This window comes from Gilliamella apis, assembly GCF_030758615.1.
GTDB lineage: Bacteria > Pseudomonadota > Gammaproteobacteria > Enterobacterales > Orbaceae > Gilliamella > Gilliamella apis_A.
This window is the reverse complement of record NZ_CP132381.1, coordinates 1,759,871-1,783,179: the sequence shown is the minus strand read 5'-3', so window position 1 is coordinate 1,783,179 and position 23,309 is coordinate 1,759,871. Positions and strand designations below refer to the sequence as shown.

Annotated in this window: 21 protein-coding genes and 2 tRNA genes; 18 read left to right on the top strand and 5 right to left on the bottom strand. The window is 33.3% G+C overall.

Annotated elements, in window-relative coordinates; translation table 11 throughout:
* Nucleotides 1-17 precede the first annotated feature (17 nt).
* The 5 genes from RAM17_RS08170 to RAM17_RS08155 all read left to right on the top strand — a co-directional run bounded on the left by RAM17_RS08170 (nt 18) and on the right by RAM17_RS08155 (nt 5,611).
* Complete coding sequence (locus tag RAM17_RS08170) at nt 18-1,004, top strand: FecCD family ABC transporter permease (protein ID WP_258334358.1); 987 nt, start codon at nt 18-20, stop codon at nt 1,002-1,004.
* A gap of 58 nt (nt 1,005-1,062) precedes the next feature.
* A complete protein-coding gene (locus tag RAM17_RS08165) occupies nt 1,063-1,794 on the top strand; it encodes a heme ABC transporter ATP-binding protein (protein WP_232354888.1) in 732 nt (243 codons plus the stop codon).
* Between the two features lie 88 nt (nt 1,795-1,882).
* Complete coding sequence (gene zntB / locus RAM17_RS08160; protein ID WP_181414658.1) at nt 1,883-2,884, top strand: zinc transporter ZntB; 1,002 nt, start codon at nt 1,883-1,885, stop codon at nt 2,882-2,884.
* Nucleotides 2,885-3,310: 426 nt separating this feature from the next.
* On the top strand, nt 3,311-3,505 hold the full coding sequence (locus RAM17_RS12570; protein ID WP_110447707.1) for a GNAT family N-acetyltransferase: 195 nt from the start codon (nt 3,311-3,313) through the stop codon (nt 3,503-3,505).
* A gap of 189 nt (nt 3,506-3,694) precedes the next feature.
* Nucleotides 3,695-5,611, top strand: coding sequence for a DNA topoisomerase III (locus RAM17_RS08155; RefSeq protein ID WP_306239829.1), 1,917 nt, complete (start codon nt 3,695-3,697; stop codon nt 5,609-5,611).
* 57 nt (nt 5,612-5,668) lie between these two features.
* Here the strand turns inward: RAM17_RS08155 and RAM17_RS08150 are convergent, their stop codons facing one another.
* A complete protein-coding gene (locus RAM17_RS08150) occupies nt 5,669-6,355 on the bottom strand; it encodes a hypothetical protein (protein ID WP_110447709.1) in 687 nt (228 codons plus the stop codon).
* Between the two features lie 698 nt (nt 6,356-7,053).
* On the opposite strand from RAM17_RS08150, the gene mgtA reads away from it, so the two are divergent.
* Nucleotides 7,054-9,762 (top strand): magnesium-translocating P-type ATPase, encoded by a 2,709-nt coding sequence (gene mgtA / locus RAM17_RS08145; protein ID WP_110447710.1) that lies wholly within the window; start codon nt 7,054-7,056, stop codon nt 9,760-9,762.
* Between the two features lie 384 nt (nt 9,763-10,146).
* Here mgtA and RAM17_RS08140 read toward each other — a convergent pair whose 3' ends face one another.
* Nucleotides 10,147-10,362: a YdcH family protein gene (locus RAM17_RS08140; RefSeq protein ID WP_110447711.1), complete on the bottom strand. Its 216-nt coding sequence runs from the start codon at nt 10,360-10,362 to the stop codon at nt 10,147-10,149.
* A 108-nt stretch (nt 10,363-10,470) separates the two neighbouring features.
* Here RAM17_RS08140 and RAM17_RS08135 point away from each other — a divergent pair, with 108 nt between their 5' ends.
* Both RAM17_RS08135 and RAM17_RS08130 read left to right on the top strand, forming a co-directional pair.
* Nucleotides 10,471-11,988 (top strand): helicase HerA-like C-terminal domain-containing protein, encoded by a 1,518-nt coding sequence (locus RAM17_RS08135; RefSeq protein ID WP_110447712.1) that lies wholly within the window; start codon nt 10,471-10,473, stop codon nt 11,986-11,988.
* Nucleotides 11,989-12,037: 49 nt separating this feature from the next.
* The gene (locus RAM17_RS08130) at nt 12,038-13,123 is read left to right on the top strand and encodes an AI-2E family transporter (RefSeq protein WP_110447713.1); all 1,086 of its coding nucleotides are present in this window, start codon (nt 12,038-12,040) and stop codon (nt 13,121-13,123) included.
* A gap of 285 nt (nt 13,124-13,408) precedes the next feature.
* On the opposite strand, the gene RAM17_RS08125 is transcribed toward RAM17_RS08130, so the two are convergent.
* The gene (locus RAM17_RS08125; RefSeq protein ID WP_110447714.1) at nt 13,409-13,693 is read right to left on the bottom strand and encodes an ArsR/SmtB family transcription factor; all 285 of its coding nucleotides are present in this window, start codon (nt 13,691-13,693) and stop codon (nt 13,409-13,411) included.
* 479 nt (nt 13,694-14,172) lie between these two features.
* Here RAM17_RS08125 and RAM17_RS08120 point away from each other — a divergent pair, with 479 nt between their 5' ends.
* Complete coding sequence (locus RAM17_RS08120; protein ID WP_110447715.1) at nt 14,173-15,699, top strand: MFS transporter; 1,527 nt, start codon at nt 14,173-14,175, stop codon at nt 15,697-15,699.
* 153 nt (nt 15,700-15,852) lie between these two features.
* Here RAM17_RS08120 and bcp read toward each other — a convergent pair whose 3' ends face one another.
* Both bcp and hemL read right to left on the bottom strand, forming a co-directional pair.
* On the bottom strand, nt 15,853-16,326 hold the full coding sequence (gene bcp, locus RAM17_RS08115) for a thioredoxin-dependent thiol peroxidase (protein WP_110447716.1): 474 nt from the start codon (nt 16,324-16,326) through the stop codon (nt 15,853-15,855).
* A gap of 69 nt (nt 16,327-16,395) precedes the next feature.
* Entirely contained in the window at nt 16,396-17,685 is a 1,290-nt protein-coding gene (hemL, locus tag RAM17_RS08110) for a glutamate-1-semialdehyde 2,1-aminomutase (protein WP_110447717.1), read from the bottom strand.
* A gap of 158 nt (nt 17,686-17,843) precedes the next feature.
* Here hemL and erpA point away from each other — a divergent pair, with 158 nt between their 5' ends.
* The 9 genes from erpA to RAM17_RS08065 all read left to right on the top strand — a co-directional run bounded on the left by erpA (nt 17,844) and on the right by RAM17_RS08065 (nt 23,295).
* Complete coding sequence (erpA, locus tag RAM17_RS08105) at nt 17,844-18,182, top strand: iron-sulfur cluster insertion protein ErpA (protein ID WP_034914816.1); 339 nt, start codon at nt 17,844-17,846, stop codon at nt 18,180-18,182.
* 201 nt (nt 18,183-18,383) lie between these two features.
* Nucleotides 18,384-18,471 (top strand) — tRNA-Leu (locus tag RAM17_RS08100).
* Between the two features lie 17 nt (nt 18,472-18,488).
* Nucleotides 18,489-18,564, top strand: a tRNA-Gly gene (locus tag RAM17_RS08095).
* Between the two features lie 502 nt (nt 18,565-19,066).
* A complete protein-coding gene (locus RAM17_RS08090) occupies nt 19,067-19,531 on the top strand; it encodes a PTS sugar transporter subunit IIA (protein ID WP_065578056.1) in 465 nt (154 codons plus the stop codon).
* Entirely contained in the window at nt 19,524-19,814 is a 291-nt protein-coding gene (locus tag RAM17_RS08085; protein WP_065578057.1) for a PTS sugar transporter subunit IIB, read from the top strand. Before RAM17_RS08090 ends, RAM17_RS08085 begins: the two co-directional genes overlap by 8 nt.
* A gap of 17 nt (nt 19,815-19,831) precedes the next feature.
* Nucleotides 19,832-21,091, top strand: coding sequence for a PTS ascorbate transporter subunit IIC (locus tag RAM17_RS08080; protein ID WP_065578058.1), 1,260 nt, complete (start codon nt 19,832-19,834; stop codon nt 21,089-21,091).
* Nucleotides 21,092-21,166: 75 nt separating this feature from the next.
* Nucleotides 21,167-21,763: an SIS domain-containing protein gene (locus RAM17_RS08075; RefSeq protein WP_086362265.1), complete on the top strand. Its 597-nt coding sequence runs from the start codon at nt 21,167-21,169 to the stop codon at nt 21,761-21,763.
* Nucleotides 21,757-22,638: a 4-hydroxy-tetrahydrodipicolinate synthase gene (dapA, locus tag RAM17_RS08070; RefSeq protein ID WP_110447718.1), complete on the top strand. Its 882-nt coding sequence runs from the start codon at nt 21,757-21,759 to the stop codon at nt 22,636-22,638. The genes RAM17_RS08075 and dapA overlap by 7 nt, the downstream gene beginning before the upstream one ends.
* 18 nt (nt 22,639-22,656) lie before the next feature.
* Nucleotides 22,657-23,295 (top strand): ketohydroxyglutarate aldolase, encoded by a 639-nt coding sequence (locus RAM17_RS08065; protein WP_065651934.1) that lies wholly within the window; start codon nt 22,657-22,659, stop codon nt 23,293-23,295.
* Nucleotides 23,296-23,309 lie beyond the last annotated feature (14 nt).

The following is a 23,309-nucleotide window of genomic DNA, read 5'->3' as shown; positions in this document are numbered from 1 at the left end:
ATATATGAGGTTAATTGGTGCACAAATCTAGCCAAGCAATATTATTATTGGGATTATTTATTTTGCTATTAATTTTAATGATCTATTCTGCAAACACAGGAGCATTAAAATTATCATTTACACAACTAATGAATTTGTCATTTGATGATCCTTTATGGAATATCTGGTGCAATATTCGCCTTCCAAGAATTATTTTAGCGATAATTGTTGGTATGGCATTAGCAAGCGCAGGAGCTGTGATGCAAGGGTTATTTAGAAATCCTTTAGCTGATCCTGGTTTGTTAGGTATTAGTAGTGGAGCAAGTTTAATGGTTGGTATGACAATTTTATTTCCTGCTGTTTTCCCGCCAATTATGATGCTTTACGGCAAAATGGTTGCAGCATTTGCTGGTAGCTTATTTATTTGTGCACTTATTTATCTTTATAGCCTTAATGAACAATGTAATCTAGCTAAAATGATTTTACTCGGTGTTGCTATTAATGCCATCATTGGGGCAGTAATGGGCGGCTTGAGTTATATCAGCGATGAATCTCAACTAAGACAAATTTCTTTATGGTCAATGGGCCATTTAGGTAAAGGTTCATGGGATCTGGTGATTGTGTCGCTATCGTTAATTTTTCCAGCATTATTGTGCTTAATTAAGCTAGCTCACCAGCTTAACATATTACAATTAGGTGATGAAGATGCCCATTATTTAGGCATTAATGTTGAACGCACTAAACGCTATCTTTTACTTCTTTGTGCTGTGTTAATTGGTACATCAGTTGCGGTAAGTGGCATCATTGCTTTTGTTGGTCTAGTTGTTCCGCATATGATTCGTTTGCAAATTGGAGCAAATCATAAATGGTTAATTCCTGGATCTGCATTAGGTGGAGCCTGTTTACTTCTGTTAGCAGATACCTTAGCTAGGACGCTAGTTGCCCCGACAGAAATTCCTGTTGGTCTCTTAACGAGCCTTATTGGTGGTCCATATTTTCTTTGGCTTATTTTAAGACATAAATAATTGGTGGAACTTTATAGTGTTAATTGCTAAAAATCTGACATTTGCTTATAGCAGCCGTATGATAATTGACGATGTTTCTTTATCGATAAAATCTGGTGAAATTGTTATTATTATTGGCCCTAATGGTGCAGGTAAATCAACCTTGTTACGCCTATTAACTGGTTATCAAAAACCATCTTCTGGTGAATGCTATTTACTTGACCGTCCCTTGTCCCAATGGCCTCAGAAACAATTGGCTAAAACAAGAACAGTGATGCTGCAACAAAGCCAACTTACTTTTCCATTCAAGGTAAAAGAAGTTATTGCTATGGGGCGAGCCCCTTATGGTAAAGTCCATTTTAATGAAGCAATTGATGAAGTTATGTCACAAACAGATTGTTTGCAATTTGCTGAACGTGATTACCGAGGATTATCTGGCGGAGAACAACAAAGGGTACAATTAGCCAGAGTTTTAGCACAATTATGGCAACCGGAACCTAGTGAAAAATTATTGTTTTTAGATGAACCTACATCAGCTCTCGATCTCTATCATCAACAACATACATTACGATTATTAAAGCAATTAGCAGTTAAACAAAAATTAGCCGTTTGTTGTGTTTTACATGACCTTAATCTAGCAGCCTTATATGCGGATAAAATAATTTTGCTTAATAAAGGTAAAATTGTTGAACAAGGTGCCCCGTCACAAGTACTGACAGTGGAGAATATTCAACGTTGGTATGGGGTTGATTTAGGTATTTTGGTTCATCCTAGCCAATCATCAATACCGCAAATCTATTTGAATCCTTAATAGTAAAAAATATCGATTACTAATCATTCGCTGCATTTTAACGCAAAATCAGTATATAATTAAGCAAACTTAATAAATGGGGCTGATGATGACTAACGAAAATAGTGATAACTCTATTCTGGTTTCAGATCTACTTGCAGCACAACCTGTTTTTAGTTGCCAATTAGATGGTAAAGGAAAAGCAAATCCTTTAAACGATAAAACTAAAGCTTCTACTAAGCAACCATATTGGATTCATCTGGATTTTGCTAAAACTGAAACTATTAATTGGGTTAATCAAACAAATTTAATACCGGAACTTGTTAAACATGAGTTGATTAAAGCTAATCAATTTCCAAAGGAGATCCGTTGTGATTCAGGTATTTTAGTGGTCTTGAAAGGGGTAAACTTTACTCCAAATGAATTACCTGATCCTATTGTTACTTTTCGTTTTTATATCACCGATAATTTAATCATTTCAACCAGACATCAAAAAATAGATGCAATCATTAAATTAAAAGAAAATTTAGAAAAAGGTATTGGCCCTGTTGATGTTGCCGATTGGCTGATACAACTTTCAGAATTAATATGTGATCAAGTGAATTTATCTTTTGATGGTGTTCACAATAAAATAATAAAATTAGAAGATTTATTATTAAATCAGCGAATATTTTCCCATAAAGAAATCGGTAGGGTGCGCAAACAACTTTTCATACTGCGTCGTCTACTTTCGCCACAGCGTGATATTTTTGTAAAAATTTCCACCGAAAGAATATCTTGGATTGATGATAATGATCGTCAACGGCTTCATGATATTTCCAATCAACAAAATCATTATGTTTCTGAAATTGATAGTTGCCTAATCAGGATTGGTTCAGTTATGGAGCAAATAAATAGTATTTTGGCTGAATCGACCAATAAGCGTATCTATTTAATGTCACTATTTACCATTATTTTTACGCCAATTACATTTATAACAAGTTTACTTGGGGTTAATTTGGCTGGTATTCCTTTCAATGAAAAAGAGTGGTCTTTCATTGGCTTAATTCTACTATTAATTGTGATTAGCATAGTTTCTGTTTTATGGCTTAAGCTAAAAAAATGGTGGTAAAGGGACTGACTTTTAAAATAAATAAAAAATGGTAAATATTCATGAAATTAGGAATAAACAGAAAATAAAGTTGTTATTTGCAAGCGTACCACAAACACTTTTACCCGCTGATATGAAAAGAGATCTAAGCAATGCTTATATAGATAACAAATTACAAGATAATTCTGTAGTAATCAATATTGGTTGCTTGTTTTGTAGATGTTAAACCGAAACCTTAACTGATTAGTTATATTTCACAAAGATGTAATAAGGATGATACTAACATTGTTCCAATTAATAAATTATGGAAAATTTAATTGAAAGCACCTATAACTATAGTGATGAAAAAATAATTGGCTACAGCTTTCATATAAATCTGTTAATTACTATAAATAGATGAATCTTTATTCATGCAAAATTGCTGAAAAAATTATCAACTAAAACTAATTGCTAAATTATTTTCAGCAAATTCTTAGACTTGAATGGACTAAAAAGTTGTGTAACAATCTCAATTTCTATGCAAAATTGGTTAATGCTGGCGTAAGACTTCTCATTTTAACAAATGAAATTATAGTTGCAGATATATTATCTTATTTTGCTAATAATGAGATTATGAAAATAGACGTTGAATCTATAGAATAGGTGAAAGGCGAGGAGCGAGTGCTAATTAGTTCAGCAAAGCTGATCTTAGCTTGGTTACTAAATCATATATCATTTTATTGCAATGCAAGTAATCAGGCTGCTATTAAGCTTACTAGCAAATTAAGTTATAGTTTAAATAAACCAGATAATGGGTACGTCGTTTAAAATTTATGATTAATAATAATTATTATGCAATCTAATCAATCTTTTCGCTTATTTATTGCCGAAAAGCCCAGCTTAGCTAGGGCTATTGCTGATGTTTTGCCGAAACCTCATCAAAAAGGGAATGGATTTATAAAAGCCAGTAATGGTGATATTGTTAGTTGGTGTATTGGCCATTTACTAGAACAAGCCACACCTGAAGTATATGATGAACGATATAAAAAATGGGCACTTGATGATTTGCCTATAGTACCTGATAAATGGATATTGATGCCTAAAAGTAGTACTGAAAAGCAATTCAATATTTTAGTGGATTTGATTAAATCTGCAGATCAGATTGTTCATGCTGGTGACCCAGATCGAGAAGGGCAGTTATTGGTGGATGAAGTACTAAACTATTGTCAGCTAACCCCGGAAAAACGTAAAACTATCCAGCGTTGTTTGATTAGTGATTTAAATGCCAGTGCTGTTGAAAAGTCACTTGAACAGTTACGTAGTAATCAAGACTTTATTCCTTTGTCCACCTCGGCATTAGCTCGAGCGAGGGCTGATTGGCTGTATGGCATGAATATGAGCCGAGTCTGTACTCTGGTTGGTCAACGTAATGGTTATCGAGGCGTTTTATCAATTGGCCGAGTACAAACTCCTATTTTAGGCTTAGTCGTTAGGCGTGATTTAGAGATAACTCAATTTGTTCCTAAACCATTCTATGAAGTATTTGCTATATTGCAAACCAAACATAACGAAATATTTAAAGCCAAATGGCAACCAAGTGAAGCTTGTGCACCTTATCAGGATGAAGAAGGTCGTGTATTGGTTAAACGGTTGGCTGAAAATGTTTGCCAACGAATAAAAAATCAGTCGGGCATTATTGATAAAGTCAGTAACAAAAAGAAAGAATTAGCGCCACCAATGCCGTTTAATTTATCGGCCCTACAAATTGAAATGGCAAAAAGGAATGGTTTAAGTGCACAAGAAGTACTTGATATCTGCCAATCTTTATATGAAAAACATAAGTTAATTACTTATCCTCGTTCAGATTGTCGTTTTTTACCAGAAGAGCATTTGAAACAGATTAATGGTGTAAAAGCTGCCATCGAGAATAATTGTTTAGAACTGCAAACTGCGGTTAATGATGCTGATTTCACTCTACGTTCTAAAGCATGGAATGATAAAAAAGTTGAAGCACACCATGCCATTATTCCAACTTTACGTAAAACCAAAATGGATAATTTATCTTCTAACGAGCAAGCAGTATATCAAGTGATAGCCACACAGTATTTGGCACAATTTTATCCTGTTTATAAATATGCCGAATTACAAATAGATGTTGATATTGGTGGTGGTAAGTTTACTTCTAAAGCCAATCAAATGTTAGATGAAGGTTGGAAAGTTTTATTTAGAAGTAAGAACTATCAAGCCGAGAGTGATAAAGATAGCAACGAGAATAATGGCTTATTAACCAAATTAGTTAAAAAAGGCGAATTGGTACAATGTATTGATACAGAGTTACTTAGTAAAGAAACACAACCTCCACGACCTTTTACCGATGCAACTCTACTTTCAGCAATGACGGGTATAGCAAGATTTGTTAAAGACCCTGAGATAAAAAAAATATTACGCGAAACAGATGGGTTGGGCACTGAAGCGACACGTGCAGGAATAATTGAACTTTTATTCAAACGGCAATTTTTGACCAGACAAGGTAAATCAATACGTTCAACACCAATTGGTCAAAATTTAATTCTATCATTACCTGAAAGTGTCTCAATGCCAGATATGACTGCACATTGGGAGTTACAACTAGAAGAAATCAGTAAAAAGGAGTTTAGCTATCAGCAGTTTATGCATCAATTAAATTCATCTTTGCTGAGTCTGGTTGAACAACTAAAACATTCACGATTGAAAATTCAATCTGTATCCCCAAATATGAAAAAAGGATAGTCAATAATATCGTAATTATTGATTATCCTTTTAATGGATAAATCCAAATAATTTTAATTAGTCTGTTGTTTCTTCATTTGCAACTTCTTGTGAAACGATAGACTCATTTAGTTCGTGATTTTCAGCAAGTATATTCGTAAATTCTTGATTTGCTCTGTTTAAAAAGTCACTATCTTTCAAAATTAAGCGATAAGTATTTAATCTTTTTAATGGTCCTTTAGCAAATTGACTAATTATAAAAATCATAATAAAAATTGTTAAAAGAGAAATAATCACATTAATAATCCAAGCTGATTTAAAGATAGTATGCAAATTGGTTATTAACATAATAAATGTAAACAGACAAACAGCGGAACTTAAAATTACCTCTTTAATTAAAAAAGGTTTTAGTAGCGTAATTCGATTTTGTTTGATAGCAAAATATTGAGTGAATTGATTTAATTGTAATAGTTCAATAATGTTATGTTTATCCGCATTAACCAATGAGATAGCAATTCTCTCTTTATTAATATTACCTGATTTATAGAAGCAGACTTTTTCCCAAATTAGTTTCTTCTTAATGTTATTTAAATAATCTTTTTGATAATTTGGTTGTGGTGCTTTTTCTAAAATATCTGCATATTTAATAATATTGTCAAAGTAGTTTTTTGGCGTGTTTTTTTTATAAATAAAGCCAACAAAAGAGAGTGTAAAAATAAGAAATAAATTAAACCAATTATCTTGTAATAGTTGTGTAAGATCCATTCAGATTAACCAATGTTGATGACAATTGGGCAATTGTAACTGATATTGTATAAAACAGGTATTAATTCTATACAATATTTTTTAATAACCGCATTATTAGTGCTGTTTTTAGGCAGTTATAAGTCTATTTTTACATATTATGTTGACTTCTTAAATTTAAAAGCGTATAAAGTGCTCGCCTTTGAGCTTTTCTTACTTTTTTAACTATAAGGTGGTTAAAAATGATGGTTAAGAAAAGTTGAAATACAAAGTGATGAGTTCAATTTACAGGAGAAATATGGACACTCAATCGGGTCACCCCAAAATGTGGGGAGATAAATTCAAATACATCATTATCGGTTAATGAACCTGTCTAAATAGTAATTTTTTCAGTTCACGAGCCGAAATTGATAAAAACGGTAACGGTGAACGATATGCAATTTTCTACACGCTATCACACAAACTCAAAACATCATTGTGCTCATAAAGTACTTTTACGAGTATTGTATCTTACTGATAAACATTTAGAGCCACCTAGTTGTATCTAATTCTTAATTAAATTTATTTTTCAATAATTTTATTTCGTGCCAAGCATTAGCTTTATTGGCTACTTATTGCTTTGCATTTAAATTTTGGTCAATTAAAACTTATTAATGCCTTGTTATGTTTAACTAAGGAATAGGTTTCTTTTGTCTAAAAAATATAGATAGGTACCAACTATGATTAAAAACAAATTTAAAGTAAAGACAGAAAATACTTTAACTATAAAAGCACTTGAGGAAGCTCAAAACAGTCTAGATAACATTTTATCTAAATTTCAATCAAGCCTTTCTGGTTTAACCCAAGAAAATGCAAAATCAAGATTGGAACAATATGGTAAAAATGAAGTAGCTCGGGAAAAAGTTCCTTCGGCTTTTGTTCAGTTGTTACTAGCATTCAAAAATCCATTTATTTTTGTCTTGTTGACATTAGCTATAGTTAGTTTTGTGACTGACTATTGGTTACCACTACAAAGTGGTGAAGAGACTGATCTAACAGGCATTATTATCATTTTAACCATGGTAACATTAAGTGGCTTACTCCGTTTTTGGCAGGAGTTTCGCTCAAATAGAGCTGCCGAGGCACTCAAATCGATGATTCGAACCACAGCTACAGTTCTACGTCGGCCAAATAAAAATATGCCAGCTGAACATATCGAAGTGCCTCTAAGTGATATTGTCCCCGGTGATATTGTATTGTTATCTGCCGGCGATATGATTCCAGCGGATATTCGTTTAATCGAATCAAGAGATCTATTTGTCAGCCAAGCAGTATTAACCGGTGAATCAATTCCAGTTGAAAAATACGATACCTTAGGTGCGGTATCACAAAAAACGTCAGAAGAAGTGAATCCATCTGAAATTAATAAAGATAATGTTCTTGATGTCAATAATATCTGTTTTATGGGTACCAATGTAGTCAGTGGCACTGCAAAAGCGATTGTTGTGGCAACTGGTGCAGATACACATTTTGGTTCGTTAGCAAAATCCATTGTGGGCTCCAGAGCTGAAACTTCCTTCGATCGGGGCGTAAATAGCGTGAGTTGGTTATTGATTCGCTTCATGTTAGTAATGGTTCCGATTGTATTATTGATAAATGGTTTTACTAAAGGTGATTGGGGAGAAGCTGTATTATTTGCCTTAGCAGTGGCGGTTGGTTTAACGCCTGAAATGTTACCGATGATTGTTAGCGCCAACCTAGCCAAAGGTGCGGTAGGAATGGCAAAACGCAAAGTGGTGGTTAAACGGTTAAACGCAATACAAAATTTTGGTGCGATGGATATTTTATGTACTGATAAAACCGGTACCTTAACCCAAGATAAAATTATTTTAGAACATCACTTAGACATTAACGGTCAAGTTGATCCATCTGTGTTACAACTTGCATGGCTCAATAGTTACTATCAAAGCGGAATGAAAAACTTGATGGATAAAGCAATCATCCGTTTTGCAGAAGAAAAAACCAGTGTTAAAAAAGTCGGCGTTGGTCTTTATCGTAAGATAGATGAATTACCGTTTGATTTTGTTCGTCGTCGTTTATCTGTAGTTGTGCAAGGCAATGATGATAATCACTTAATGATCTGTAAAGGTGCAGTTGAAGAAATGTTATCTATTTCGGATTTCGTTTATGAAAATGGTGAATATTTACCACTAGATGAAAAACGAAAACAAGCATTAATTGAACTGGCTCATAATTATAATAAAGACGGTTTTAGAGTATTAGCTGTTGGCGTCAAAGAGATTTCAGCAGAACAAACTAAAACGCAATACAATGTCCAAGATGAGAAAGCATTGGCTATTCGTGGTTTCTTAACCTTCTTAGATCCACCAAAAGAGAGTGCTTATGAGGCTATTTCAGCATTAAATGAACATGGTGTTGCGGTTAAAGTTTTAACTGGTGACAATGAAATTATCACTATTAAAGTGTGTCGTGAAGTTGGCTTAGAGCCCGGTATTCCTTTATTAGGTACTGAAATTGAAACAATGGATGATGCAGAGCTAAAAGTAGAAATTGAACAACGTACTATTTTTGCTAAGTTAACTCCGTTACAAAAATCTCGCATAATTCGATTATTACAAGATAACGGTCATACAGTTGGTTTTTTAGGCGATGGTATTAATGATGCTCCAGCGTTACGCGATGCCGATGTTGGTATTTCGGTGGATACTGCAACGGATATTGCTAAAGAATCAGCCGATATTATTTTGCTGGAAAAAAGCTTAATGGTATTAGAAGAGGGGGTAATATGTGGTCGTGAAACCTTCGGTAATATCATGAAATACCTTAATATGACGGCAAGTTCTAATTTTGGTAATATTTTCTCGGTATTAGTTGCGAGTGCATTTTTACCATTCTTACCAATGTTGGCGATTCATTTACTTATCCAGAACCTGTTATATGATATTTCACAATTATCATTACCATGGGATAAGATGGATGAAGAGTTTTTACAAAAACCACGTAAATGGGATGCACCAAATATTGGACGCTTTATGATCTGGATCGGTCCAACATCTTCCATTTTTGATATTACAACTTATGCATTAATGTGGTTTGTCTTTGGTGCTAATAGTGTAGCAGCTGAATCGCTGTTCCATTCAGGTTGGTTTATCGAAGGATTGTTATCCCAAACCTTAGTAGTACATATGCTAAGAACACAAAAAATTCCATTTATTCAAAGCACAGCAGCATTCCCAGTGATTGTTATGACTATGCTAATTATGGCGGTGGGTATTTATATTCCATTTTCACCAATTGGCAGCTTAATTGGTCTTCAACCATTACCATGGTCCTATTTCCCATGGTTGGTTGCAACATTATTGAGTTACTGTGTTGTTGCCCAAATAATGAAAAAGATTTACATCAAACGCTTTGGACAATGGTTCTAAAATAATATCCTTGATGTAAGTTATGCTTACATCATTAACTAAAAAATGTATAAATATCGAACTATTATGTTATAGTAATGACATCATTGAAAAAGCGATTAAACATTATTATTAATAAACTAATATTTATACATTTAATCAGCATCTTTAAAATATTTTAAGGAGCATTCATTTAACAATAACAACAAGAGGAGTAAAAAATGAAAACCCCACACAAAAATTTAATTACACTAATTAAAAACCGTAAATTGAAAAAAGCACAAGAACAAGTCAATAAACAATAAACGGTAGATTAGAGGCAAAAGATAAATTGAGATAAACCCCATAATTTGGGGTTTTTTTATAGCTTAAAGTAGAATTAATCAAGATTATTGTTTTGAAATATCAGGCTGTTGCTTTTTTCAAAACTTCATAAATTTGGTCTTTTAATTTTAATTTCTGTTTTTTCAAACTTTCAATCGTTTCAGAAGTATCAACGGTAATACCCGTTTCAATATTCTTAATTTTTTGGTCGAGTTGATTGTGTTCTTCAAACAGTTTTTGAAAATGTAAATCAGTGTTTTTTAACTTAGAGATTAAATCACGATATTCTGGAAACATACTGCCCCCTTACAAGATGAGTTAAAATAATAACAATAGCAGTTATTACTATTTCAGCTTACAATATTCTTGATTGTTTTAATAGCAATTTTTGAACGGGAGATGTTTATGAGTGAAAAGATCGTTATTGCAAAAAGTGAAGGTAATGATTTATACATCCTTGCATCGTTGGCAAATCGCCATGGTTTAATAACTGGTGCGACAGGTACCGGTAAAACTGTAACCCTACAAAAGATAGCAGAAAATTTTTCGCAAATTGGTGTACCGGTTTTTCTGGCTGATGTTAAAGGTGACTTGACTGGCTTAGGAGAAAAAGGGGTACTATCTGACAAATTACAATCTCGATTGGCAAATATAGGCGTAACTGATTGGCGCCCTGATTCATCACCTTTAGCGTTATGGGATGTATTTGCTGAAAAAGGGAACCCAGTTCGTAGTACGGTTTCCGATATTGGTCCTATTTTATTGGCTCGATTATTAAATCTGAATGATGTTCAATCAGGCGTTTTACAACTTGTATTTAAAATAGCGGATGATAATGGTCTGTTATTGCTTGATTTTAAAGATTTACGCACTTTAATACAGTTTATTGGTGATAATGCCAAAAAATTTACTACACAATATGGCAATATTAGCGCCTCATCAATCGGTGCGATACAACGAGGATTATTATCACTTGAACAACAAGGTGCCGAATTCTTCTTAGGCGAACCTATGTTAGATATTAATGATTTACTACAAGTTAATGAACACGGTCGTGGCATTATTAATATTTTATCGGCAGATAAACTTTATAATTCGCCTAAACTATATTCAGTATTTTTATTATGGTTATTATCTGAATTGTTTGAGCATTTACCGGAAGTTGGCGATCTTGATAAACCGAAACTGGTTTTCTTTTTTGATGAAGCTCATTTATTGTTTAATGATATTTCCCCAGCTTTATTAGAAAAAATCGAACAAGTTGTTCGTCTTATTCGTTCTAAAGGTGTTGGTATTTATTTTTCAACACAAAGTCCAACAGATATTCCGGAAACTATTCTTGGCCAGCTAGGTAATCGCGTTCAACATGCATTACGAGCTTTTACACCTAAAGATCAAAAAGCGGTTAAAGTAGCAGCGCAAACCATGCGAGCCAATCCAAACTTTGATACAGAAAAAGCGATAATGGAACTTGGAGTTGGTGAAGCATTAATTTCATTTTTAGATGAAAAAGGGCGTCCTAATGTAGTACAAAGAGGGATGGTAATTGCTCCAGAATCGAAAATGGGAACCATGACTTTAGAAGATCAATTAGCAATAATCCATCAATCCCGCTTTTATTCTAAATATTCAAACACTATAGATCGTGAATCAGCTTATGAAAAACTCAAACAAGGTTTCACGATTAATAGCGAAAATAATCAATATTCTGCAGAGATAAATTCAGAGCAGAATCAATCAAATAATGACCAACATGGTGGTGTAATGGATTTTCTAGGATCACTAATTTTTGGTTGGAAAGGCGCTAAAGGCGGGCAACATGATGGTGTCGTGCAAAGCGTAGCTAAAAGTGCTACTAGGCAAGTCGTTAATCAAATAGGCAGGCAAATTACTCGAGGGATATTGGGTGGTTTTAAAAAGTAAGTTTAATTAACAACAAATAGACTAATAAAACAACAAGAAGGAGTTATAGATGTTAAAATTGTTTATTGAATGGTATAAAAAACGCTTTAGCGATCCTCATGTGGTATCGTTACTGATTGTTATCATTGTGTTATTTTTTATCATCTATTTCTTCAACAAAATTTTACTACCTATCTTAATTGCGATTGTTTTATCTTATCTACTCGATAGGCCGGTTAATTATTTGCAACGCAAAAAGGTTCCTCATACATTAGCCGTCGTGATCGTGCTGCTACTATTTATGTTTGTCGGATTAACCGGCATTATGATTTTGTTACCGCTAATTTGGCAACAAAGTGTTAGCTTAATCACTAATATTCCCAATATGTTGAATTTTGCAAATAAATTTATTACATCTTTACCAGAACACTATCCTGAATTAATTGATGTTGGTCTATTCGATTCAATAATTCAGAGTATAACCAGTAGAGTTGTGCAAACAGGCAATTCACTATTACAGTTTTCAATTAGTTCTTTATTTAGCTTAGTTTCAGTGGCCATTAATGCAGTTTTAGTACCAATTATTATGTTTTTCTTATTGAAAGATAAAGCGAAAATATGGGGTTACTGTTCTAAGGCATTGCCTAAGAATCGTACCATATTAAATAAAGTCGCCTCTGAAATGGATATGCAAATTTCCAACTATATAGTCGGCAATGTTTTACACATTGTTATATTAACTATCTGTGTTTATATCCCATTTTGGTATTTTGGTTTAGATTATGGCTTATTATTAGCTGTTTTAGTTGGCCTTTCCGTACTGATCCCTTATATTGGTATTATTATCTCTAGTATTCCGGTGGTATTAATCGCACTCTTTCAATGGGGCTTCACGGCACAATTTGGTTATTTAATTTTCTTCTATATTCTAATTCAAGCTCTTGATGGTAATTTATTGGTTCCCTATCTGTTTTCTGAAAAACTCAATCTTCATCCATTGGTTATTATTGTTGCTGTTATTATATTTGGCGGCTTATGGGGATTTTGGGGTGTATTTTTTGCCATACCGCTTGCGACATTAGTTAAAGCTATTATTAATGCATGGCCAAATCTTGAAGAGATAAATAATATAAAAAGCGAAAAAAAAGCCGATTAATTGGATAATCGGCTTTAGTTGAAAAATTAATAATGGTTTGGTTGGCTTTGATTTAGACTAATTAGAGGATCTCTTTTTATTGCCTCTTATATATTGAAATTATTTAATAGGAATACTGTTTTTTACTTTCTAGATTATTCAAAAAGCTGTATTGTCAGTTTTTGAATATTTTACAGATGTATAAACTCTTTGAAAATAAAAGGTTTTGCGAAAGTTAGTTTTTTTTAAAAAAATAATTTTTAAAATGTTATTGCTAAATATTACTATAAGAAAACTTTAATTCTTTTACATAGGTTGCCAGTTAGTCGAAATTAATTCCAATAATCCAGGAAACTCTTTTTCAATTTCCTCGCGTCTTAAAGTTGCTAGAGAACAATTTCCCCTGTCTACCTGTGATATCAGTCCTGCCTCTCTTAAGATTTTGAAATGATGTGAGCGAGTCGCCCTTGTTAATTGCAATCCAAATGATGTGCAATGTCGCTCAGCTCCAGGTTCATCTTCTATTAGACTTTTAATGATCAATAAGCGATTAGGATCGCTTAATGCTTTAAATATTTGAATTAAATTCATTTTATTCTTATAACTTCATTTTCTTATTTAATTAAAATTATACTTTCGTCAAAAAATAATCATTAATATCAAAAAAAATTGACATGAGCAAAAAGCAGATTAATAATATTCATGTTCGATAATTATCGAACCTATCATATTAATGGAACGTTATCTGCCGATAGTATTATAAGGTCATTAAAACAGAATTAAAATTTTAAGTATATTGCTTGAAATAGTAAAGGAATAAAGACTATGTTGAATAAAACTAGGTAAAAGTTTTAAATTGCAAAGTGTAATAATCAAGGAAATAGTCATTTTTAACGAATACAAAACCTAAAGTCCTAATTATTATCTATTGCTATGTTATTTTGGCAAGTCTACATTCCTAATGCATATGCTTTTTTGTATTAAAGAATCGTTTTTTGATGCTCTCTAATAGATTACCCATTCAGATTTAATTTTTAACCAGTTATAAAATATTTCTAGAGAATTGACATATGAACTCAAGAATTGAAAACTCTAAAAAAACCATTGTTTTAACCTCCATATTACTAGCTGTATTTGTAGTGCCAACCTCCATTTCAGGAACGGCAATTGCTTTGCCTTTTATTGGTGCAAATCTTTCTGCTAACTCAACCTCACTACAATGGATTGTTAATAGTTTTAATTTAACTTTCGCTTGTTTTACTTTATTGTGGGGAGCATTTGCTGATAATTTTGGTCATAAAAGAGTCTTTATAATTGGCGCCATGGTTTACACAATTGCTTCTTTATTATCCTCTATCTCTATCAACCCTCTAATGCTGGATATAGCTAGAGGCTTCGCAGGTGTTGGTGGTGCAGCTATATTTTCATGTGGAAGTGCTATACTCATCAAAACATTTAGTGGTGAGAAGAGAACTAAAGCTTTTGCATTTTTTGGCACCACGGCAGGTTTAGGGATTACATTTGGACCAACAATTTCTGGGTTTTTATTGGATATATTTAGCTGGCGTGCTATTTTTATATTACATACTGTTGTCTTGACAATAGTTATATCTATGACGCCAGCTATTACTAAAGATAGTTTAAATAAATATAAAACTCCATTTGATAAAATTGGTTCAATAATTTTCACTATAGCTTTGTTTTTGTTGATGCTTCTTATTAGCAACAGCACTGAACAAGGTGGGGTAAATTTAAAAACCTTACTATTAATAGCTATGACGATTCTTTTGGTCTTTACCTTTGTAATTTATGAAAAATCTATTACCAATCCAGTCTTGAATCTCAATTTATTAAAAAATAAAAAATACATGGGGTTGATTCTTGTGCCTGTTGTTGCAAGTTTTAGCTTTGTTACTTTGCTTACCTATTACCCAAGCTATTTAACGGGGGTGATGCAATTTAGTCCCACTTATGCTGGTATAATTATGATCACATTGACGGTCCCTGTGTTATTTTGTCCTTTGCTTGCTGGAAAAATTGTTTCATGTGGTATATCTGCAATATCTATTATTATTGTTAGTTTAGCTTTAATGATTTTGGGCGCAATTTTATTATTTTTTGGTGGTGGTGTTGATGGGTTAATATATCTGATCTGTTTGGCCTTATTTATGATTGGAACAGGTATGGGGCTAACTGCAGGACTTGTTGATGGTCTAGCGTTAAGCTGTGTTAATCCTGACCAGACCGGTATGGCTGCTGGCTTATTAAACACCTTCCGATTAGGTAGTGAAGCTATCGCTGTTGCACTTTATGGCTCATTATTATCTGTTAAGCTTAATGATGTATTACCAAATCTATTAATAAAATATAGTTCATCAGTCGATGAAATCAATGACTGGATAACTTCTGTGGCTAGTGGGAATCTTGCCTTACCACTATCTAATATTCCGACAGATATGCAGTCAATTATGCTTAGTGATATTATTGGTAGTTATCATAAAGCCTTTAATGGTACTTTAATTATATTAACCATTATCAGTGTAATAATTAGTTTATTTTGTTTACTGCTTTTGAAAATAAAAGAGAATTTAGATTAAATAATGTATAATTTTTAGAATAAATATTGATAATGACAATGGCGATTTGTCGTTATGAGCTGATTATTGATGGTTGATCAAATTTTGCAAAGATAAATAATATGAAAAGCGAAAGAAAGCCGTTTAATTAAATAATCGGCTTTAGTTGAAAAATTAACAATGGTTTTTAAGATAATCTAAAACCACGGTATGATGATTGGCGGTTTTGAAGTCATCGAAAACTTTTTCGATCTTACCATCTTTACCAATCAAGAAACTTATGCGGTGAATTCCGTCATAAGTTTTCCCCATAAATTCTTTTTCACCCCATGTACCAAATGCTTCGCAAGTTTTATGATCTTCATCGGAAAGTAGGGTGAAATTTAATAATTCTTTATCAACAAAACGTGATAATTTTTCTGGTTTATCTGTACTAATACCAATAACAACTACATTATATTTTTTAAAATCGTCAGCACTATCACGTAAATTACACGCTTGTACTGTACAACCTGGTGTCATCGCTTTTGGGTAAAAATAGAGCAAAATTCGCTGACCTTCAAAATCATTGGAACTTACTAGTTCACCATCTTGGTCAGGTAGAGAAAATTGAGGTGCTTCTTCACCTTCTTTTATCGGATTAACCATAAATTTATTACCTATGTTTTAGTTTAAAATTTTAATCGCTATGGGTATAAATTACTTTATTTTATCAACTTAACTTAAATTTTTAAAAAAATGACTAGCTACATCAATCGTATGATTGATTTCTTTATCTGTGTGCCTAAGTGACATGAAACCTGCTTCGAAAGCGGATGGTGCAAAATAAACACCTTCAGCGAGCATATGATGATAGAATTTTTTGAATAATTCAATATCACAATTCATAACATCTTTATAACTGCTCACTTCTACAGCATTTGTAAAGAAAAAACCAAACATAGCTCCGGCATGATTGACAATAAAAGGAACATTGAAACGTTTTGCAGCAGATAACAGGCCATTAACTAAGTAAGAAGTTTTCTCTTCTAATTCCTGATAAATACCAACATCCATCAATTTTTTCAAAGTAGTATAACCGGCAGCCATTGCAACTGGATTACCGGAAAGCGTTCCCGCTTGATAAATTGGGCCAGTTGGTGCTAATTTTTGCATTATTTCCGAACGTCCACCAAAAGCACCGACCGGCATTCCGCCACCAATGATTTTACCTAAACAAGTTAAATCAGGAACAACGCCATAGTATTCTTGAGCACCACCTAAAGCAACTCTGAAACCTGTCATTACTTCATCAATAATAAGTAATGCACCATAATTGTCGCATAAGCTTCTTAATCCTTGTAAAAACGCTTTTTTAGCTGGTACACAATTCATATTACCAGCAACTGGTTCAATAATTATTGCCGCTATTTCGTTGGGATACAGCTCAAATTGTTTTTTGACGGATTCTAAATCGTTATAATCACAAACTAAAGTGTTTTTAACAAAATCTTCAGGAACACCGGGTGAAGTAGGGTGACCAAAAGTTAGTGCTCCGGATCCAGCCTTAACTAATAAATAATCCGCATGACCATGATAACACCCCTTAAATTTAATAATTTTATCACGGCCGGTATAACCCCGAGCAAGGCGAATAGCACTCATAGTCGCTTCAGTACCTGAATTTACCATACGCAGCATCTCAATAGATGGCATCAGCTCAGTCACTAGATTGGCCATTTTAGTTTCAATCTCAGTTGGCGCACCATAGCTTAATCCATTGCGTACCGCATTAATAACAGCATCGGCAACATCAGGATCATTATGTCCTAAAATCATCGGCCCCCACGATAAAACATAATCAACATAAGCTTTTTGATCAACATCATAAATATAAGCACCATCAGCCCTTTCGATAAATAATGGCGTACCACCAACGCCATTAAAGGCTCGTACAGGTGAGTTAACGCCACCAGGCATAAAAGCTAATGCTTCACGGTAAAGTTTTTCAGATTTAAATGTATGCATAATCGTGATTATCTCTATAGTTAAGGTTGTGGTATTTATTCACAAAATTAAGCTAAATTCAAGCTAGCTAACGCAAATTTATCTAATCGACGTTTTCGTTTTGTATTTTCTTTTTTCAAGGGTATATAATATAACAGTAATAAAAGTAGGAGAATAAAATGAGCGATGCGTTACCAATTAACTTTACTGATGCGGCAGCAAATAAAGTTAAATCTCTAGTAACAGAAGAAGAAAATCCGAATCTAAAATTGAGAGTCTATATAACTGGTGGTGGTTGTAGTGGCTTTCAGTATGGTTTCACATTTGACGAAAAAGTAAATGAAGACGATCTCGCTATCGAAAAAAATGGTGTGTCTTTGGTTATCGATCCGATGAGTCTGCAATATTTAGTTGGTGGCACCATAGATTATGTTGAAGGTTTACAAGGTTCACGGTTTGTCGTCGATAATCCAAATGCAACGACTACTTGTGGTTGTGGTTCTTCATTTAGTGTTTAATTTAAGTCAGATTATTAATCTAATTTTTGATTTTTAATCCTTGAAAATCTGAATTTTAAGGGAATTGATTAAAAATTCCCTTAAATGTGACAAACATTGAGCAATTAGACAATTATTTTAAATTTTCTATTGACGTAAAAATTAAGATCGGTAAAATGCACAGCATCCAAAACACAGTTACATCTCGGAACTAAGTTTTGAGCCCGGGTGGTGAAATCGGTAGACACAAGGGATTTAAAATCCCTCGGCCTTTTTGGCCGTGCGAGTTCAAGTCTCGCCCCGGGCACCATTTAAAACAATTCTCATGCGGGAATAGCTCAGTTGGTAGAGCGCAACCTTGCCAAGGTTGAGGTCGCGAGTTCGAACCTCGTTTCCCGCTCCAATTTCAAATATCAAAAAATTCAATAATAAAGAAATGTTTCAGTTATTTTATCCAACATTTTCCTTTAAAAGATTATCGAAATATTGTTGATTCTATAATTTTGGTGTCAATAACTTCGATTCTACAATAATATTGGACTAGTAATTCTCAATTTTTGCTTATATTTAAACATAAAAAGTTCTCTAACAAGGCGATTTTATTATTTTAATAATTGTTTATGAACGTCAGTTATTCTGTCATTATTCTGCAATTAATCTTCTCTAAGTTCTAGATGAACAATCAGTATCAAACAAAATCTAGATAAATTCGACTGACTTGACCTTTTGTTTGTAGCAATAAAATTCTTAGACAGCATCTCCGATTATCTATTTTTTATTTTTACGAGTCACATTTTGTTTTTTATTTGTTTTTTCTCAACAAAAAGTAATCCCAATAATCATTGTCTAATATCAAGGCCTTCGTATAATCAAATTGAAATGGATTTTGTAAAAGGAGAAAACCTTTGTTAACTAAACTTATCAAAGCTTCTTATATTCAACTTGATATTGAAGCTAGTAGCTTTGAGGAAGCAATAGAATTAGCGATGTCACCATTAGTTATTGATGAAGCTGTTACGACAGATTACGTCGATAAAGTTATCTCTATATTAAGAGAAATTGGTCCTTATATTGTCATTACCAAAAATATTGCTATCCCTCATGCTCCATCGGATTCTGGCGCTAAAAAACTTGCTATAGGATTTACCAGACTGAAGAACGCTATCGTTTCAGGAAATTCAGCCAATGACCCAGTCAAGTTTTTGTTCAGCTTAAGTTCACCCACGGGAGATGATCATTTATCCGCATTATCAGAATTAGCATCTTTGTTTAGTGATGAGAAATTTTTGGCTTTTATACAAGATGTGAAAAAACCGCACGATTTTATAGATTTTTTAGAAAACTTTGAAAGGAGTATAGAAAATGATTAAAGCATTAGTTGCCTGCCGTGCAGGAGTTGGGTCAAGTTTAATGTTAAAAATTAAATTGAATGAAGTCATCAAAGAAAATGCCTTTCCAATTGCCCTAGAGCACTCTTCATTAGATGGTGTTCCTGGATTTAATGGTAAATATATCATTACGTTACCTGATGTTGCCGAAGATTTAGAAAAGAAGAATCTTCCACAACGTATTATCGGAATCAAAAATATTATGGATAAAAATGAAATAAAAGAAAAATTAGAGCTTGCGCTTAAAGAAGATGGATTAATTTAATTGAGAAGAGGTCTAAAATGGATTTTATAATTAGTTTTCTTAGCACTCCAGCTGTTTTACTCGGCGTAGTTGCGTTTGTTGGCTTATTAGCCCAAAAGAAACAGTTGGTAGAAGTTTTTACTGGCACATTTAAAACAACCATTGGTTTTTTAATTTTTAGTGCTGGTGGCGCTCTTATGACAGGTGCTCTACAAAATTTTAATAAATTATTTCAAGAAGGTTTCCATATCGTTGGTATCGTTGCATCACCAGAAGCAGCTGCTGGTATGGCGCAAACAGAATATGCTTTAGTGACTTCTGTTACGTTAATATTAGGTTTTGCAATGAATTTAGTTTTTGCCAGAATCACACCATTTAAAAATATTTTCTTTACCACTGGCCATAGTCTATTCTTTGCTTGTGTATTATCACTAATCCTAAAATCTTATGGTTTATCTAATACTGCAGCAATTTTAATCGGTGGAACGATTTTAGGTTTCGCTTCAAGTGCATTGCCACAATTATGTCAACCATTTATGCGAAGAATTACTGGCAGTGATGTGCAAGCAATCGGTCATTTTAATATGTTTGGATATGCACTTTCTGGTTTATTAGGTAAGGTATTTAGCAAATATAGCGACAAAACAACAGAAGATATTCATTTCCCTAAATGGTTATCTTTCTTCCGTGATTTTTTAATGGGCGTTGCAGTTGTTATGCTCGTCTTGTTCTATATTTCAGCATTTAAAGCAGGTGAGACCTTTACTCAAGGATTAGCTGGTAAAGTACATTGGTTAGTATTTCCTTTCATTCAAGCATTTACTTTTACTGCAGGAATGTCAATTTTAATGACTGGTGTAAGAATGTTCTTAGCAGAAATCACCTCAGCATTCGTCTCTATTTCTGAAAAATTCATTCCAAACTCACGTCCTGCGTTGGATGTCCCAACTGTATTTCCTTTTGCGCCAACAGCTGTAATTATCGGTTTCCTTTGTTCTTATGCTGCTGGTTTAGTTGGTGTAACCATAATGGTTGCATTGGATTTTCCAGTTGTCATTATTCCTGCTGCTCATATCTGTTTCTTTTCTGGTGGTACCGCAGGTGTATTTGGTAATTCAACAGGTGGCTGGCGTGGCGCTATGTTAGGTTCTTTTGTGGTTGGACTCTTGTTAGCCTTTTTACCTACCGTTTTATATCCGATATTTGGCAATATGGGAATAGAAGGCTCAACCTTCCCAAATATTGACTACAACGTTGTTGGCATTTTGTTGGAAAAAATACTTCATTTCACCATGTAATGTATGAGGGTTTGATTAAAGATGATTTGAAAAGTAATCATCTTTTTCAAACCATTGAGTAAGTAGAGGAATTGTATGTTAGAAAAATATATTGATTGTATCAAATCGGAATTGTCAGAATATATTAAATATATTGGTGAAGAAAATTTAAATAAAGCAAAGGATTTAATTATCAGCAAAAAAAATGAAGGCAGTCGGGTACATGTTACAGGAATCGGTAAACCTTCTTATGTTGCTCATTATATTGCTTCGTTATTCTCATCAATAGGAATACCTGCTTATTTTTTAGATGGAACTGAAACTATTCATGGTTCGGCAGGGCAAGTTTTACCTGGTGATATCGTGATTGCGATTTCTAATAGTGGTGAAACTGAAGAGTTAAAAAAAGCAATTTGTACTTTGCAAAAACTAGGTACAAAAATTATCGGTGTTGCTGGGAATAACAATTCTTGGTTAGCACAGCATTGTGACATATTTTTATTTGCTGGAGTAAAACAAGAAGGGGACAACTTAAATAAACCTCCGCGAATATCAATACTTGCTGAAGTCATTATTTTGCAGTGTTTATCAATAAAACTTCAAGAATCCGTAGGTCTAACCGAAAATATGTATTATCAATGGCATCCAGGTGGCAGTTTAGGTGCTTCTATAAGAGGAGGAAAAGTATGTTAAATGGAATTATAACTGCAATGGTTACACCATTCGAATCCTCTGGAAATATTGATATTAAAGCAACAGAAATTTTAATTGAAAAATTAATTGCAAATGGTGTTCAAGGTATTTTCGTATTAGGAACCAATGGCGAATTTCATGTTATAGAAAATGATATGAAAATTAAATTTGCTAAAAAAGTTGTAGAAATAGTGGCTAAAAGAGTTCCGGTTTATGCTGGCGCTGGTGGTAACTCCACTGACGAAGTCATTAAACTGGGTAAGCATATGATAGCTGTCGGGGTGGATGCGTTATCGGTAATTACGCCGTACTTTGTTTTATTGAAAGAAAATGAATTATATAATCATTATAAAATGATTGCCGAAAACCTTGCTATTCCAATAGTCCTTTATAATATACCTAAAAATACCGGAATTAATTTATCCTTTGAGCTAGTTTCTAAACTGTCTAAAATCAGTAATATCATTGGTATAAAAGATAGTAGTGGTGATATTAATAATATTGCTGGCTATATAGATAATACATCTCGAGATGAGTTTTCAGTTCTTTCTGGTTCTGACTCCCTCATCCTAAAAGCATTGAAAATAGGTGCTACTGGTGCTATTTCAGCTACATCTAATTTACTAACCACCAACAATGTTGAAATATATAAGCAATTTATTGCCGGTAATTTAGATAAAGCTGAACAATGGCAACAATCTCTTGAAGAATTTCGCCGGATTTTAAAATACGCTTCCATTCCTTCTGTTCTTAAACAAAGTTTATCTTTATCTGGTATTGAAGTTGGCGTACCTCGATTACCTGTCTTACCTGTCACGAATCCAAATGATAACCAAGACATAGTCAATACGATAAAAAACTATTATCACTTATAAATAGAGTGGGGAATTATCATGTTTAAAACCAATATACTTACTCGGTTAGAACAAAGTAAATTTTTAGTGATAGCTAGAGTTGAAACATTCAAAAGAGCTCAAGAAATCATTGAGGGTATTTTAGCCGGTGGTATTGATTGTGTAGAAATTAGTTACACAAACAATAACGCTGGGCAAATAATTCAGCAACTTAACCAAGAATACGGTGACAAAATTTTAGTTGGCGCAGGGACAGTTCTGGATAGTGAAACCGCTCGATTAGCAATTCTTGCTGGTGCCAAATTTATCATAGCACCTAATTATAGTGAAGCAGTATGCAAAATATGCAATCGTTATCAAATACCCTATATGCCTGGTTGTACCACAATGACAGAAATTGTCACTGCTTTAGAGAATGGTGCTGCTATGATCAAAGCTTTTCCTATTTCAAATTATTATGGCAAATCTTTAGTTAATATCATTAAAACACCGATGCCTTATGTGCCTATTATGTCTTCGGGTGGCGTTACGTTAGAAAATGTTGATGATTGGCTAAATACGGATATTGAATGTATTGGTATTGGTTCCTTATTAACTAAAGGATCGGTTGAGGAAATAAGTAAAAATGCAATTAGCCTTGCAAATGCATTAAAGAAATATAAGGAAAAACATCCGTGATATTACTAATAAAT